The organism is Paracoccus kondratievae, from assembly GCF_009301415.1.
Taxonomy (GTDB): Bacteria; Pseudomonadota; Alphaproteobacteria; order Rhodobacterales; family Rhodobacteraceae; genus Paracoccus; species Paracoccus kondratievae.
Genome location: NZ_CP045073.1, coordinates 1,081,273 through 1,094,677, shown reverse-complemented (window position 1 = coordinate 1,094,677; position 13,405 = coordinate 1,081,273). Strand labels below are relative to the sequence as shown.

Sequence of the window (13,405 nt, the reverse complement as noted above, 5' to 3'; positions counted from 1 at the left end):
CGTGGCATGCTTGGCAGGCGCTCGGGTTCGGGCGATCAGGTCTGAACCTGTTCGGGGGTCTCGGAGTATTCGGATGGGAGGTCCTGACCTTCCTTGATCAGGTCCTGATAGTAGTTCACCCGGTTGACATAGCTGTCGGTTCCGAGGTCGGTGGTGGAGACGTCGGGATTGTCGGGATCGACCGAGGCAGAGCCTGAGTTATAGGCCCGCAGCGCCAGATCCCAATCGCCGAACTCTTCCTTCTTCTCGGCCAGATACAGCGCGCCCGCCATGATGTTGGATTCGGGGTCGTTGATGTCGCCCTTGATCAGGTCGGGATATTTGGCCTTCATCTCGGCGAAGGTGTCCTCGTTGATCTGCATCAGGCCGATATCGGATTTGCCGTTCTCGGCATTGGTCGAGATCGCGTCGGGATCGCCCTTGGATTCCTCCCAGATCATCGCGGCAAGCATATCAGGGGGGATGCCGGTCGCCTTGGAGGCGGCGAGGATCTGCGCGCGGAAGGCCTCGAGCGCATCGTTATATTGCGGCGAAGCGCTTTCGACGGCGGGGACGTCACCGGCGACCTGATGACGCTGAACCGGGGTCGGGATGTCGCCCGCCGGATCATTCGGCACCTGACCTTCAGGACCGCCCGGAACCTGATGAGGAGGCTCAAGGTCTTCGCGGTATTTGTCGAGCCTGGCCTGATCTTCATAGCCAAGCGTCTCGGGATCGCCGGCGGGCAGGTCGGGGTTGCCCGGCTGAACAGCGGCATTGACCGGCTGCTCGGGCAGATCGCCGGGCACCTCACCCGCAACATCACCGGGCAGATCCTCGCAGCCCGCGGGGGCCTCGGTTTCCGGCGCGGGCTGGCCTTCGGGAACGTCCAGTCCCATGGACTGCATGGTCTGACGCGCCACGTCCAGTTCCGCCTGGAAATGCTTCTTCAACGCCTCGTCGGGCGCGGAATCGCAGCGTGATTGGCGGTCGCTGTAGAAGTCCTGCCATCCGGCAGCGTGAGCGTTCACTTCCATTATTCCCTCCTCAGGATGCATTGACCTGTCGTTACCAACCGTGAACCAGATACACGGGCCGGGACATGTGCGGCCCTGTATTAAAGGGGCATCGTCATTCGACCTCGATCGATCGCGCCTGGCCCGCTCCGCCCGCCGATCCCGACCGGAGCCGCCAATGGGGGTCTTCGGGATAGTCGGGCCGGCCTGAACCGTCATGGCCGTAGATATAGCTGTCCGCCGCCCGCCCGAGTGGGCGCGCCGCGGCAGGACCGGGGCTGACCGGCGAGACGAGATCGCGGGGATTGGCAACCTGTCGCGCCAGAACCAGATCACGCTCACAGCCCGGCGCGCGGCGCGAATAGATGCCGCCGACGCGCTGGCACGAGGACGGAATGACATGGCCGCTTTCGGAATAGCCATAGGCCGGGGCCGAGGCGCGGGCGATCACGTCTGAGTCCTTGATCAGCGGATCGGTGCAGGCGGCCAGTAGCGCAACGGCGGGGATCATAAGATATTTCATCTGGTGATGAACCCCACGGTACTGCGCACCGGACGCCGGGCGACCGGCGGGGCGCTGACATTGCTGGCCTCGGCGATATAGGGGGTGATGAAGATCAACAGCTCGCGTTCTTGCCGGACATTGCTCGACCGCCCGAAGAGCCCGCTCATCCCTGGCGTGCCGCGGCGGCCGTTCTCCGAGAACTGCTCGTAAAGGCCGGCAATGGCGAAGGTCTGGCCACTGCCGACCTCGACCGTGGTATCGGCACGGCGCACCGACAGGCCGGGAACCACGAAACCGTCCACACTCACCTGGTTGTCATGATTGAGGAAGCTGACCTCGGGCTGAACCTCGATGGCGATGCGGCCGTTCGGCAGAATTGTCGGCAGGAATTCGATCGAGACGCCATATTGCCGGAACGCGGCCGAAATTACGCCATCGCCCTGATTGATCGGATAGCCGATCTCGCCGCCCGCACGGAAGCTGGCGCGGCGACCCGATACGGTGGTTAACGTCGGTTCAGACAGGATCTGGACGGCCCCGCGCTCTTCCAGCGCATTGATCATCGTGTCGATGGTGAAGCTACCCGAGGTCATCCGCCCTCCAATGGCCGGGCTGCTGACCGCCGCCCCGTCCAGAAAACCGCTTGGATCGCCGCTGGTGACGACGCGCAGCGGGCCGCCCGCGCTTGCCCCAAGTGCGGCCAGATCCACGCCCATCCGGCGCAATTCGCTTCTGGAGGCCTCGACAAAGCGAACCCGCAACGAGATCTGCGTGCCACCGCCATAGGTCGTCTCATCGCGTGTCACGACTCCCTGGCGCCCGAAAGAACGTTCGGAAGCGACCACGCCGCGCGTGCCCTGAACGTCATTCACCCCGCCCGAGATGATCGCGATACCTTCCTTGCGCCGAACCGTCGTCTCGGAGGGAAGCAGGGCTTCCGCGCCGCCGGAGGCAGGCATCACCTCGACCTCATATTCGGCGCTGACTGCGCTGTTTTCGCCGGTGATGATCACACTGGTGCGTCCCGGCGTATAGCCCGTCAGATAGATCGCCGTGGGCGAGATCGCCTGCGCGTCCGCAATCATCGGATTGGCGATATAGACCGTTGCCGTATCTTCCGGCAGCTCGATCCGGCGCCCGTCCCCCTCGCTCAGATAGATACGCGTCGATTGCGCATCGGCGCCGGAGATGACGACGCCCGCGATCAGGGCTGCGACGAAACCTGTCATGGCCATCCGGCCAGAGCGTCCATAAATATGGGTCAGGAGTTTTTTCATTGTAACGACAACATCGCGATGGGTTGCACCTTGAAGCTGGGAGCGATCTCTTTGTGCGAGAGCACCGGGAAGTTGATCTCATGCGTCGCAAGGAACTTGCGCAGGAAGCGGCGGATCTCGGTGGTCGAGATAAAGACCGGCGGCGCGGAATGGGATTGCGGATCGCCGACGGTTTCCTTCAGGCGCTCCAGCAGGCGGCGCGACTGTTTCGATTCCAGCGAGAGATATTCCCCCGACGAGGAGTTGCGGATCGAGCTGCGGATCAGCCCCTCAATATCGGCATCGACGATATAGGCGGCGATGAAGCGATCCCGATCGGCGAACTTGTAGCTGATCTGACGGGCCAGCGCGGTGCGGACATATTCCGACAGAAGCTCGGGATCCTTCTCGCGCGGGGCCCAGTCGACGATGGTTTCCAACAGAACCCGCAGGTTTCGAACCGGAATCTCCTCTTCCACCAGACGCCGCATGATCGTCGCGATCTTTTGGAGCGACAGCGCCTTCTGCGCCTCGGTGACCAGGCTGTCATAGCGCGATTCCATCGCCGCAAGCAGCGCGCCCACCTCTTGCACGCCCAGAAATTCGGCGGCATGGCGCGGCAATCTGCGGGCCGCGATATGAGCCAGCGCCTCGGCCGGGGATTGATAGGCAACTCCGTTCTTCTCAAGCTCATAGGTCCTCGACGCATCGCACCAATAGCTGTGCGGCTCGGTCGGGCTCAGCTCGATATCATCAACAGGAATGCCCAGGATCTCGGCGGTTTCCGCGTCATCGGTCAGGCGCAGCCGCCCCGCCGGAATATAGCCCTCTGCAACCGGCACGCTTTCGACCAGCAATTGCCAGCGATCCTTCGGTGCATCCGCATCGACCCACAATTCCAGCCGCGGGAAGGGCACGCCCAGATCCTCGAACACATTGGTCCGTTCGCGCAGGGCGACCCTGTCGAACTCGATCCGGTCGATGCTTTCAGCAATGTCGGGACCGACGGCCAGCCGCACCGGTGCCATCGGCGCCATCAACAGATCCTGCTTGCCATCGGTCGTCGGACGCTGGCTTTCCTCGATCTCTTCGGCCTGCTTGCGCCGCGCGATCAGGAAGCCCGCCGTCCCGAAGACCAGCGCCAGCGTCAGAAAGACAGGAGTGGGAAAGCCGGGGATCAGTGCAAAGCCAAGCAGCACCACTGCCGCCACATGCAAGGCCCGCGGATTGGCCGATACCTGTTCGGTAATGTCATGCGCCAGATCTACCGAGCGCTCGTTCGCGATCCGGGTGATCACGATGCCCGAACTGATCGCCATGATCAGCGCCGGGATCTGGCTGACCATGCCATCGCCGATGGTCAGCACCGAATAGCGGTGCAGCGCCTCGCCAAAGGGCATTCCCATTTGCCCGACACCGACGCCAAGCCCGCCAAGAATGTTGACCGCGATAATGATCAGCCCGGCCACCGCATCGCCCTTGACGAACTTCATCGCGCCGTCCATTGCGCCGTAAAATTCGCTTTCGGTCTGCAGCGTCTCGCGGCGGCGGCGCGCCTCGGCCAGATCAATCTCGCCCGCACGCATATCGCTGTCGATCGCCATCTGCTTGCCCGGAAGCGCATCAAGCGAGAAGCGCGCCGAGACCTCGGCCACGCGTTCAGAGCCCTTGGTGATGACGATGAACTGGACGATGGTGATGATCAGAAACACCACCATGCCGACCAGAAGCGAGCCGCCGATGACGAAGTTCCCGAAGGATTCGACGATCTGACCGGCATCGGCCTGTAGCAGGATCAGCCGTGTGGTCGAGATGCTGATGGCCAGCCGGAACAATGTGCTGAAGAGCAGGATCGAGGGCAGCGTGGACAGCGTCGTCGGTGATTTCAGATAGACTGCCACGATCATGATCAGGACCGAGATCGCCAGATTGAAGCCAATCGACAGATCGATCAACCAGGTCGGCAACGGCACGATGATCATGAAGACGATCAGGACCAGCAGGATCACCAGAACCAGATCCTGCCGCGCCGCAATCGCGTTGATCCGTCGTCTAAACCCGCCCTCCGCCATCAGCCGCTCTCCTTTCGGGTCTCGGCTGCGACCCGCAGATCGCGGGCCAGCGCAAGCGCATCCCGGGCTCCGATGGCATCGCCCTGCCGATGCAGCGCCTTGGCGCGGATATACTGGCGCGCGGCGTGCTGGATATCGGTCGCCGCCGGATCTATCAGGCCCGGATCCGTCTCGTCGAACCGGGTCAGCACCGACATCGCCTGTTCCGGATCCCCGGCCCGCAGCAGCGATTCCGCCAGGGTCAGCAGCGCCGAGGGCCGCACATCACCCATCGATAGCGCCGCTAGCGCCAGAACCATCGCTCTCGACGGATTGCCGTGGCGCAGATAAAGCAGCGCCAGCGACGACAGGATGTGTCCGTGCTTGCGCGCATCGGCAGCGATCAGATTGTCGGGCAGAGCCTCGGCCTCATCCAAGTTGCCAAGTTCGCCATAGATATCCTCAAGCTGCTCATCCGTCGGCTCATCGCCCACAGCCCGGTCCGGCAGCCTGATCGAATTCGTGATGATCGAAAGCGGAGCATTCATGTTGTTTGCATGTCCATGTAACACGACAGCTTGCGGCACTCGTCCTCAAGCACCGCATCGACCAGACGCCCAAGCCCCGGAACCGCCTTGTCGGCGCGGTCGGCATAGCTGCGGGCCGTTTCCAGTGCGGTGATCAGGTCGGGCGCTGATGGCAGGCTCACATTGCCGAGCCCGGTCTCGAGGATCGACTGGAACCCGACCCGTTCACCGCGCGGGCGGGGGCGCGAACTGATATCGTCGGCATCCCTGATAGGTGCGGGCTGATGCGGACGCCCGATCCGGCCCAAGCGCGGCAGCTCATGCGTTGCCGGCGTGCTGGAGATAAGACGGGAAGAAGGATGGATCGAGTCAGCCATTCTGCATTCCCCTAAAAACGTACCGCGACAAGCTGGCCGTCACGCTCGAACTCGACGCTACCGCGGTCGATCTTTCGTACGACCCAGCCATCGCGGGTCCGGTCGCCGACCCGATAGACATTGCCGGTCTTGGTGCGAACCTCGGCATTCTCGCCCAGCCAAACCGAAGACACGGCCAGCATTGGCGCCGTCTCGGATTCGATTGCTGTAACGATCGGCAGGCTTTGCCCGAACTCTGCCTCGAACTTGGTGCGGATCTGACGCCAGTCGTTCACCTGCTCGGGCAGCACCGTCCCGCCAAGGCGAAGAACCCCGCTATCATGGCTGAGTGTCAGATTGTTGAGGCCCGCTGCCGCAAGCCGGGACTTCAGCTCGGCCTCGGCTGCCAAAACGCAATCGCTAAAACACTCAAGCTGCGGCGAGTTGCTGATCCGCGGCGTGACCGCAAGCTCTGCCGGTTCCGTCAGCGCTACCCGGGCCGACACATCGGCCGCCGCCGAGCTGCCGAGGCCGGCAAGCACAGGCGTCGGCGATTGCGTAAACAGTGCTGCGCCCAGCCAGCAACCAAAGAACAAGGCCGCCAGGCCGACGCCGACAAGCATACGCCGATCCGTGGAGGGCCGTTGCACGCCGCCCGAAAGCTGCACCATCACATCAGAGCCAAGGCAAAGCCGCGCGGGCAGCTTGATCTGGTAAGGCGCGCCCTTCACGGTCAGCGGCGCGACGCCGTTCGCTCCCTCGCCCACCAGCCCAATGCCGTCGACGATCGGATTGGCGATGACCGCCGCACCCTTCAATGACAGATTGATGACCTGATCACCCAGTCCGGCCAGTATGATGTCGTTGCTGTCATCGCTGCCGATCGTGTGGCGCCCCGCTTCCAGCGAAACGGATGCCCCTGCGTTCGGTCCGGCGAGGACGCTCAGCACGAAACTGTCCGCAGAGGAACGGCGCCCTGCCTGTTCCCCCATGGCGGGCTCCGGAATTCAAGAGAAAAATGTGAGACGAGACGAAATCCCGTCTCACATAATATAATTAGCGGATCTTGCCGTAGGCGTCCTTCAATGTGGTTTGTTTTGCAATTTCCACGTTGGTTTTCGCAGCCTCCAGCGTAATCGCACGCTGCTGGTTGATCACGTCCTGCATACCCGCATTGAAATCTCCGGTAATGGGATTAGCCATTTTAGTCTCCGTTCACTCTGAGTGGTTAATATTCGCCCAAAGTTTCGGCAGGGCATCAATTCCTGAATTATATGCCTGAGCAAGAAGGGTAAGCTGGGCGTAAACTTCAGGACTTACCCCACGATCCATCTCGCGGATCACAATGCTCTTTGCAGCCGATAACTTTTCCAGCAATCGCTTCAGCTCAACGCCGGCCGGGTCATGATTCAGAAGTCTTTCAAGTTCGTCCAGCTCAAGCGCTCGATCCGACAATGCTCGCCCCCCCTCGCGAAACTGAAAATATTTCACGTCTCCATGTAACTTAAGGATTGATGCAAAATCATGACGTGGCAAGGAATCTATCCGAGGCATCCGCGGCGTGAGCAATTTTCCGCTTATTGGGCAAATGCTCATTTATGGGCCTGCAAGCAGATTCACATATATATCAATTGCTTACGTGACGGCCGAGTCACATTTTTTATGAAGGAGGTCGCCACAGGAAACGCCCAGAGCGACCTTTCCGCCGGTTGCTCAGCCGATGTGTACGCATCCTTCCGACGACATTTCCGAAGATAAATCGATTTGGATACTGCAGCCCGAGGCGCGGAGTATGTGATTCGATATGCCGCGGTCCTAGGTCGTGTTGACAAAAGGGATTCCTCTGGCAGTCGTCCTATGATTCAAGCTCATCTCTACGTGGGAGATGAACTTGGCACGCAACCTGATATCCGACGATGAGTGGACCTTCTTCGAGGGCTTCATTCGTGCCGTCCGGCACCCTAACGGGCGGAAACCTGCGGACCATCGTCTTGTTCTGAATGGTATATTCTGGATCGCAAGGACTGGTGCGCCATGGCGCGATCTGCCCGAAGAGTTTGGCAAGTGGTCCTCGGTCTACCGTCAGTTCCGCCGCTGGACTTTGGCGGGACTGTGGGAGGATATCCTGGATGCGCTGAACCACGCTGGGATCGCGCCAGACAAGCTCCAGATGGTTGATAGCACTGTGATCCGCGCCCATCATCATGCGGCGGGCGCAAAAGGGGGACTCCGAAAGAGGCTCTTGGCCGTTCGAGAGGTGGCTTCTCGACCAAGATCCATCTCCGCGTCAACGGCGCAGGCCTCCCGATGAGGACCGAGATCACGCCGGGGCAGGATTCCGACTACACCGGCTATGATATGGTGATGGCCGACAACCTGCCGCAACCAGCAGTTCTGGTCGCCGACAGGGGCTATGACTCTGATAAAATTCGGGAAGACATCGAGAGCCGCAACGCCCTGCCCATGATACCGATGCGAAGGAACCGAAGGGTGCGCAAGGCTGTCGACATGACCATCTACACCCTGCGCAACATGGTCGAGCGCTGCTTCAACAAGCTGAAAAATAGCCGCCGCCTTGCAACCCGCTACGACAAAACCGCCGAAAGCTTCCTTGGCTTCGTCGACGTCGCCTGCATCAGGCTCTGGCTCCGCCATTTGTCAACATGACCTAGGGTCAGGATTCATAACCAATAAATGACGGTTGCCGCGAGCGCGATGGCCGAGAGGAAGACCTTCGGGCATCTGTCGTATCGGGTTGCCACGCGCCGCCAGTCCTTGAGCCTGCCAAACATGATCTCGATGCGGTTGCGCCGCTTGTATCGGCGCTTGTCGTATTTGACCGGTGTCTTGCGCTGCTTTCGGCCGGGGATGCAGGCTCGTATCCCCTTGTCCTGCAAGGCTTCCCGGAACCAGTCGGCGTCATAGCCGCGATCCCCGAGCAGCCAATCGACCTTTGGGAGGCTGCTGAGCAACGCCCGCGCCCCGATGTAGTCGCTGACCTGCCCTGCGGTGACGAACAGGTCGAGCGGTCGGCCCTGGCTGTCACAGATGGCATGCAGCTTCGTGTTCATGCCGCCCTTGGTCCGGCCGACGAGGCGTCCACGCCCCCCTTTTTCACGGCCAAGCTGGTCGCGGTGCGGTGCGCTTTCAGATAGGTCGCGTCGATCATCACGGTCTTTTCCTCGCCGTGGTCGGCGGCCAGCCCGATCATCATCCTGGCGAAAATGCCTTTCTCGCTCCAACGCTTCCACCGGCTGTAGAGCGTCTTGTGCGGCCCATACTCCCTGGGGGCATCTCGCCAGCGCAAACCATTGCGATTGATGAAGATAATCCCGCTTAGAACACGCTTGTCATCGACGCGTGGCTTGCCGTGCGACTTCGGGAAGAAAGGGGCAAGCTTGGTCATCTGCTCGTCGGTCAGCCAGTACAGGTCGCTCATGTCACCGCTCCGTTTTCCGAGCCGTGAATCACGTAGCACACTGAAAATCAATGCATCCTGACCCTAGCTGGATATTGTGTAACAGGAAGGCCTCCCTACTGTAAATTGCGGATCGGCCTGCCTACCCATCAGTTCTGGGGATAATCGGCAAGCACCGCCAAGGTGGCTTCGGGCTATCGTGAACCATGCCCGCATATGCAGTCAAGTTCCAGATCAAGGCCTCCGATTATCGTGCCACCCATCTCTCCCATCGGGATATAGATACGTTGACGAGTATCGGCTCTTGGGGAACTGTGCAGTAGCGCGAGGGTCACTGCGAACGTCCGCGATGAGCCGCCTCTACCTAAAATACCGATATCATGCGCTTCGCTGCCCCGTTGCTGCAAGCGGGTCGCTCGCGATGCAAACAGAGCGCTGATCTGCCGGCATGGCAGGAAGTCATATGTGGTCCTGCGGCCAACCGACGAGCGAGTCGGAAAGGGCGCCCTGTGAAACAAAAGGCAAGACTCTCTGAAACGCCACAAAGAAAAATTGGTCGGAGCGAGAGGATTCGAACCTCCGACCCCCTGCTCCCGAAGCAGGTGCGCTACCAGGCTGCGCTACGCTCCGACCGTGAGGGGCAGGTATCCCCTGAAGCAGCGGAATGCAAGGGGGAATCTTGCGAACCCATCGCAGAAAACGGCGCGTACCAGAGATCAGCCACGTTCGCGCATCAGGCGCTGCAACAGGCTCCAGCGCGGGGCGGTCACCGTCTCGCTACCAAAGCGCGCCCGCGTTGCCGGACGCAGACGTGAACCGCCCAGACGCTCGCGCATCAGGATGTAAAGCCCAGAGGCAATGATCAGACCCGCCCCCAGGATGGTGGGACCATCCGGGCGCTCTCCGAACAGGTACCAGCCATAGCCGACAGCCCAGAGCATCTGCGAATATTGCATGGGCGCGACATTGGTCGCCTCGCCCGCCTGATAAGCGAGAATCAGCAGGAAACCCGCTGCAAGCCCCAGCGCCGCGATCACGCCGGTCAGCACCAGATCCCCAAATTCCAGCGGGCGATAGGCAAAGCCAAGCGAGGCTCCGGTCAGAAGAAAGTTCCCGATCATCGGCCATAAAAGCAGGATCACCGTCCGCTCGGACCGGCCGAGACGCCGCACGGCAATGGCCGACAGCGCGGTCGCCGTCGCCCCCATCAGCGCCGCCAGATGTCCCAGACCCAAGGGTGTCACCCCAGGGCGCAGGACGATCAGAACCCCGCCCAGCCCGGCGCAGACGGCAAGCCAGCGGTGCAACCCGACCCGTTCCCCCAGCAGCGGGACCGAAAGGACGGTCACCAGCAAGGGCGCAGCAAAAAGGATGGAATAGACCTGCGCCAGCGGCAGGACGGAAAAGGCATAGAACCCGCCGATCCCCGAGGCGACGATGCAGAACGACCGCAGCCCGACCCAGAACGGGTTGCGCGGCCGCAGGGTACCATGCGTCGGGTCCCGCAGCAGCAGGACCGCCAGCGGAGGAAAGGATAATAGCGCCGAGAAGAACAGGATCTGCAGCGCCGGATATGTGGCACCCAGATGTTTGATGATCACGTCATGGGTCGAATAAAGCCCCATAGACAGAAGGGCGAGCAACGCGCCCTTGATATTGCCCGCCGCCATGTCTCTCCCCGACGGTTCACGTGATCGGACGCGCCCGGCGAACCGGGCGCGGGTCCTGGATCAGAGCGCCGAAAGCGCCGCGACGATATGGTCGCCCATCTCGGATGTGGACACCGGCTTGCCGCCTTCGGCGCCCATCAGATCGCCGGTGCGCACGCCATCGGCCAGCACCTTCTCGACCGCTTTTTCCAGCAGGTCAGCCTCGGCTCCAAGATCAAAGGAATAGCGCAGGCACATGGCAAAGCTCAGGATACAGGCGATCGGGTTCGCCTTGCCCTGCCCCGCGATATCGGGGGCCGAGCCGTGAACCGGCTCATACATCGCCTTGGGCCGGCCATTGGCCATCGGCGCGCCAAGGCTGGCCGAGGGCAGCATGCCCAGACTGCCGGTCAGCATCGCCGCCGCATCGGAAAGAATGTCACCAAAAAGGTTGTCGGTCACGATCACATCGAACTGGCGCGGGTTGCGTACCAGCTGCATGGCGCCGTTGTCAGCATACATATGCGACAGCTCGACATCGGGATATTCGTTGTCATGCACCCATTGCACTTCTTCGCGCCACAGGATGCCAGATTCCATCACGTTGGCCTTTTCCATCGAGCAGACGCGGCCTGCGCGTTTACGGGCCAGCTCAAAGGCCGAGCGCGCGACGCGGCGTATCTCGCCGCTGGTATATCGCTGGGTGTTGACGCCGACGCGGCCGCCTTCGTTGCCGGGGGTGTCGTCCGCCGAAATTCCGCGCGGCTCGCCAAAATAAACGCCCGAGGTCAGTTCACGCACGATCAGAATATCGAGACCGGCAACCACCTCGCGCTTGAGAGAGCTGAAATCGGCCAGGGCGTCAAAACACTGCGCCGGACGCAGGTTGGCAAAAAGGTCCATCTCTTTGCGCAGACGCAAAAGACCGCGCTCGGGCTTCACGCTGAAATCGAGGTTGTCGTACTTCGGTCCGCCGACCGCGCCCAGCAGCACGGCATCAACCGCCTGTGCTTTGGCCATCGTCTCATCCGCAAGGGGTTTGCCGTATTTGTCGTAAGCCGCGCCGCCGACCAGATCCTCGCTGACGTCAATGGACAGGCCGCGGTTCTTTTCGAACCAGCCAATGACCTTGCGGACCTCGGCCATGACCTCGGGGCCAATGCCGTCGCCGGGCAGGATCAGCAGGGAATAGGTCGTCATCGCAGGCATCCTCATATGCTTATGACACTTGCTGCCCCGCCTAGCCCTGCGGCCTGCCTGCGTCAAGTTCACGGCGAATTGGGTTGCGCCCGACAGACGGATCGGGCGGGATGGGCGGGCAAACCGAATGCCCAGCACAAGCAAGGGAGCAATCCATGAAGGCACTCGCGGCTTTGGCCGGCGCACTGGCCCTGCTGTCCGGCGCGGCACTGGCAGACGGGGGCATCACCGTAAAGCTTCCCGACGTTTCAAACCTGTCCGAAAACGAGGCGAAATCCCTGATCGCTGAACTGGCGAATGTGAATGTCATCACCTCGAATTGCGCCGATTATTCGATCACCGACGGGGAATGGACCCTGATCACCGGCACTGGCGACCTGCTGGCGGCACAGTTGGGGCTGGACGCCTCGGCCTATGACAAAACCTATTACGGGCCGGCCTTTAAGCTGCTGGACGATCCGGCGGCCTGCGACCGCATCGGGCCCACGGCCAAACCGCTGATCCAACGGCTGATCGGCATGGGCGGCGGCACGACGCCGCTGACCCAGTCGCAATGACGCGTACCGCAGCGCAGGCGGGCTTGCCCGCGCCCGCTTCGCGCCCTAGCCTGCGGTCATGACCGCCGATCCAACCTACAGGGGATTCGCGCTGGACGCCGAAACGGCGCTGGCGCTTCTGCAATGGCAGGCCGAGCTGGGCGCGGACGAGCCATGTCTTGATGCGCCGCTCGACCGTTATGCCTTGTCCGACCGGACCGAGACCCCCTCGGCCGCGCCTGCCGCTGCGCCGCCCGCCCCCTCTGCAGCCACGCCCCGCGATGAGGGCGAAAATCTGGTTGCGCAGGCCGAGACCATGGCAGCCAGCGCCACCACGCTGGCCGAGCTTGCCGCCGCACAAGAGGCCTTTGACGGGATCGAGCTGAAAAAGGGCGCACGTAATTTCTGCTTCTCGGACGGCAACCCCGGCGCGCGGGTGATGATCATCGGCGAAGCTCCGGGCGAGGAAGAGGACCGGCAGGGTCGTCCCTTCGTTGGCCGCGCTGGCCAGTTGCTGGACCAGATGTTCGGGGCAATCGGACTGTCGCGGACGGCGGTTGATGCCGAAAAGGCGCTTTACATCACCAATGTCCTGACCTGGAGACCACCGGGAAACCGCCGCCCCGAACCGGCCGAGATCGCCATGATGATGCCCTTTCTGACCCGGCACGTCGAACTGGTGCAACCACAGCTGCTGGTGCTGATGGGCAATACGCCCTGCATCGCGGCGCTGAACCGGCAGGGCATCCTGAAGCTGCGCGGCACCTGGACGACCGCCTTTGGCCTGCCCGCGCTGCCGATGGCCCATCCGGCCTATCTGCTGCGCACGCCCCTGGCCAAACGCGAGGCATGGGCGGACCTGTTGTCGCTGTCCGCGCGGCTTGAGGACCTGGCTGGCTGAGCATAACCAGT

Annotated in this window: 15 protein-coding genes and 1 tRNA gene; 3 read left to right on the top strand and 13 right to left on the bottom strand. The window is 62.0% G+C overall.

Translation table 11 applies throughout. The features are described 5' to 3' along the window. Positions 1-35: 35 nt before the first annotated feature. The 9 genes from F8A10_RS16715 to F8A10_RS16685 all read right to left on the bottom strand — a co-directional run bounded on the left by F8A10_RS16715 (position 36) and on the right by F8A10_RS16685 (position 7,226). A complete protein-coding gene (locus F8A10_RS16715; protein ID WP_172686451.1) occupies positions 36-1,016 on the bottom strand; it encodes a transglycosylase SLT domain-containing protein in 981 nt (326 codons plus the stop codon). Between the two features lie 94 nt (positions 1,017-1,110). Beyond that, complete coding sequence (locus F8A10_RS21185) at positions 1,111-1,518, bottom strand: hypothetical protein (protein ID WP_172686450.1); 408 nt, start codon at positions 1,516-1,518, stop codon at positions 1,111-1,113. Beyond that, on the bottom strand, positions 1,515-2,777 hold the full coding sequence (locus F8A10_RS16710) for a type II and III secretion system protein family protein (protein ID WP_152367941.1): 1,263 nt from the start codon (positions 2,775-2,777) through the stop codon (positions 1,515-1,517). The genes F8A10_RS21185 and F8A10_RS16710 overlap by 4 nt, the downstream gene beginning before the upstream one ends. Next, complete coding sequence (gene sctV, locus F8A10_RS16705; RefSeq protein ID WP_152367940.1) at positions 2,774-4,828, bottom strand: type III secretion system export apparatus subunit SctV; 2,055 nt, start codon at positions 4,826-4,828, stop codon at positions 2,774-2,776. The genes F8A10_RS16710 and sctV overlap by 4 nt, the downstream gene beginning before the upstream one ends. Beyond that, a complete protein-coding gene (locus tag F8A10_RS16700; protein WP_152367939.1) occupies positions 4,828-5,355 on the bottom strand; it encodes a tetratricopeptide repeat protein in 528 nt (175 codons plus the stop codon). The genes sctV and F8A10_RS16700 overlap by 1 nt, the downstream gene beginning before the upstream one ends. Beyond that, positions 5,352-5,711: a hypothetical protein gene (locus F8A10_RS16695; RefSeq protein ID WP_152367938.1), complete on the bottom strand. Its 360-nt coding sequence runs from the start codon at positions 5,709-5,711 to the stop codon at positions 5,352-5,354. The genes F8A10_RS16700 and F8A10_RS16695 overlap by 4 nt, the downstream gene beginning before the upstream one ends. An 11-nt stretch (positions 5,712-5,722) precedes the next feature. Beyond that, positions 5,723-6,682 carry a SctD/MshK family protein gene (locus F8A10_RS16690; protein WP_152367937.1) on the bottom strand — a complete coding sequence of 320 codons (960 nt, stop codon included), beginning with the start codon at positions 6,680-6,682 and terminating at the stop codon, positions 5,723-5,725. Between the two features lie 64 nt (positions 6,683-6,746). Beyond that, positions 6,747-6,893 (bottom strand): hypothetical protein, encoded by a 147-nt coding sequence (locus F8A10_RS21180; protein WP_193668233.1) that lies wholly within the window; start codon positions 6,891-6,893, stop codon positions 6,747-6,749. Between the two features lie 12 nt (positions 6,894-6,905). Next, positions 6,906-7,226, bottom strand: coding sequence for an EscE/YscE/SsaE family type III secretion system needle protein co-chaperone (locus F8A10_RS16685; RefSeq protein ID WP_227493464.1), 321 nt, complete (start codon positions 7,224-7,226; stop codon positions 6,906-6,908). A 349-nt stretch (positions 7,227-7,575) separates the two neighbouring features. Between F8A10_RS16685 and F8A10_RS16680 the strand changes: the two genes are divergently transcribed. After that, positions 7,576-8,357, top strand: a protein-coding gene (locus tag F8A10_RS16680; protein WP_085999836.1) for an IS5 family transposase whose coding sequence is annotated in 2 segments (ribosomal slippage) — positions 7,576-7,918 and positions 7,918-8,357 — 783 coding nt in all. Because the reading frame shifts where the segments join, the coding sequence is not laid out codon by codon here. Positions 8,358-8,371: 14 nt separating this feature from the next. Here the strand turns inward: F8A10_RS16680 and F8A10_RS16675 are convergent. From F8A10_RS16675 to leuB, 4 genes are all read right to left on the bottom strand, one after another. Continuing rightward, positions 8,372-9,129 (bottom strand): IS5-like element IS1248A family transposase gene (locus tag F8A10_RS16675; RefSeq protein WP_114669439.1). Its coding sequence is split into 2 segments (ribosomal slippage): positions 8,372-8,808 and positions 8,808-9,129, totalling 759 coding nucleotides; the frame shifts between segments, so codons are not numbered across the junction. 532 nt (positions 9,130-9,661) lie between these two features. Continuing rightward, positions 9,662-9,738: transfer RNA gene (locus F8A10_RS16670), tRNA-Pro, on the bottom strand. Positions 9,739-9,824: 86 nt separating this feature from the next. Next, complete coding sequence (locus tag F8A10_RS16665; protein ID WP_085502654.1) at positions 9,825-10,778, bottom strand: DMT family transporter; 954 nt, start codon at positions 10,776-10,778, stop codon at positions 9,825-9,827. A 60-nt stretch (positions 10,779-10,838) separates the two neighbouring features. Then, entirely contained in the window at positions 10,839-11,957 is a 1,119-nt protein-coding gene (gene leuB, locus F8A10_RS16660) for a 3-isopropylmalate dehydrogenase (RefSeq protein WP_152367935.1), read from the bottom strand. 155 nt (positions 11,958-12,112) lie between these two features. Here leuB and F8A10_RS16655 point away from each other — a divergent pair, with 155 nt between their 5' ends. Both F8A10_RS16655 and F8A10_RS16650 read left to right on the top strand, forming a co-directional pair. Beyond that, complete coding sequence (locus tag F8A10_RS16655; RefSeq protein ID WP_010400501.1) at positions 12,113-12,514, top strand: hypothetical protein; 402 nt, start codon at positions 12,113-12,115, stop codon at positions 12,512-12,514. Positions 12,515-12,572: 58 nt separating this feature from the next. Continuing rightward, complete coding sequence (locus F8A10_RS16650; protein WP_152367934.1) at positions 12,573-13,394, top strand: uracil-DNA glycosylase; 822 nt, start codon at positions 12,573-12,575, stop codon at positions 13,392-13,394. Positions 13,395-13,405: the final 11 nt, after the last annotated feature.

Excerpts from the sequence above, each read along its gene's own strand:
- F8A10_RS21185 (WP_172686450.1), bottom strand. The coding sequence starts at position 1,518 with ATGAAATATCTTATGATCCCCGCCGTTGCGCTACTGGCCGCCTGCACC.
- leuB (WP_152367935.1), bottom strand. The coding sequence starts at position 11,957 with ATGACGACCTATTCCCTGCTGATCCTGCCCGGCGACGGCATTGGCCCC.
- F8A10_RS16655 (WP_010400501.1), top strand. The coding sequence starts at position 12,113 with ATGAAGGCACTCGCGGCTTTGGCCGGCGCACTGGCCCTGCTGTCCGGC.
- F8A10_RS16710 (WP_152367941.1), bottom strand. The coding sequence starts at position 2,777 with ATGAAAAAACTCCTGACCCATATTTATGGACGCTCTGGCCGGATGGCC.
- F8A10_RS16690 (WP_152367937.1), bottom strand. The coding sequence starts at position 6,682 with ATGGGGGAACAGGCAGGGCGCCGTTCCTCTGCGGACAGTTTCGTGCTG.
- F8A10_RS16695 (WP_152367938.1), bottom strand. The coding sequence starts at position 5,711 with ATGGCTGACTCGATCCATCCTTCTTCCCGTCTTATCTCCAGCACGCCG.
- F8A10_RS21180 (WP_193668233.1), bottom strand. The coding sequence starts at position 6,893 with ATGGCTAATCCCATTACCGGAGATTTCAATGCGGGTATGCAGGACGTG.
- F8A10_RS16700 (WP_152367939.1), bottom strand. The coding sequence starts at position 5,355 with ATGAATGCTCCGCTTTCGATCATCACGAATTCGATCAGGCTGCCGGAC.
- F8A10_RS16665 (WP_085502654.1), bottom strand. The coding sequence starts at position 10,778 with ATGGCGGCGGGCAATATCAAGGGCGCGTTGCTCGCCCTTCTGTCTATG.
- sctV (WP_152367940.1), bottom strand. The coding sequence starts at position 4,828 with ATGGCGGAGGGCGGGTTTAGACGACGGATCAACGCGATTGCGGCGCGG.
- F8A10_RS16715 (WP_172686451.1), bottom strand. The coding sequence starts at position 1,016 with ATGGAAGTGAACGCTCACGCTGCCGGATGGCAGGACTTCTACAGCGAC.
- F8A10_RS16650 (WP_152367934.1), top strand. The coding sequence starts at position 12,573 with ATGACCGCCGATCCAACCTACAGGGGATTCGCGCTGGACGCCGAAACG.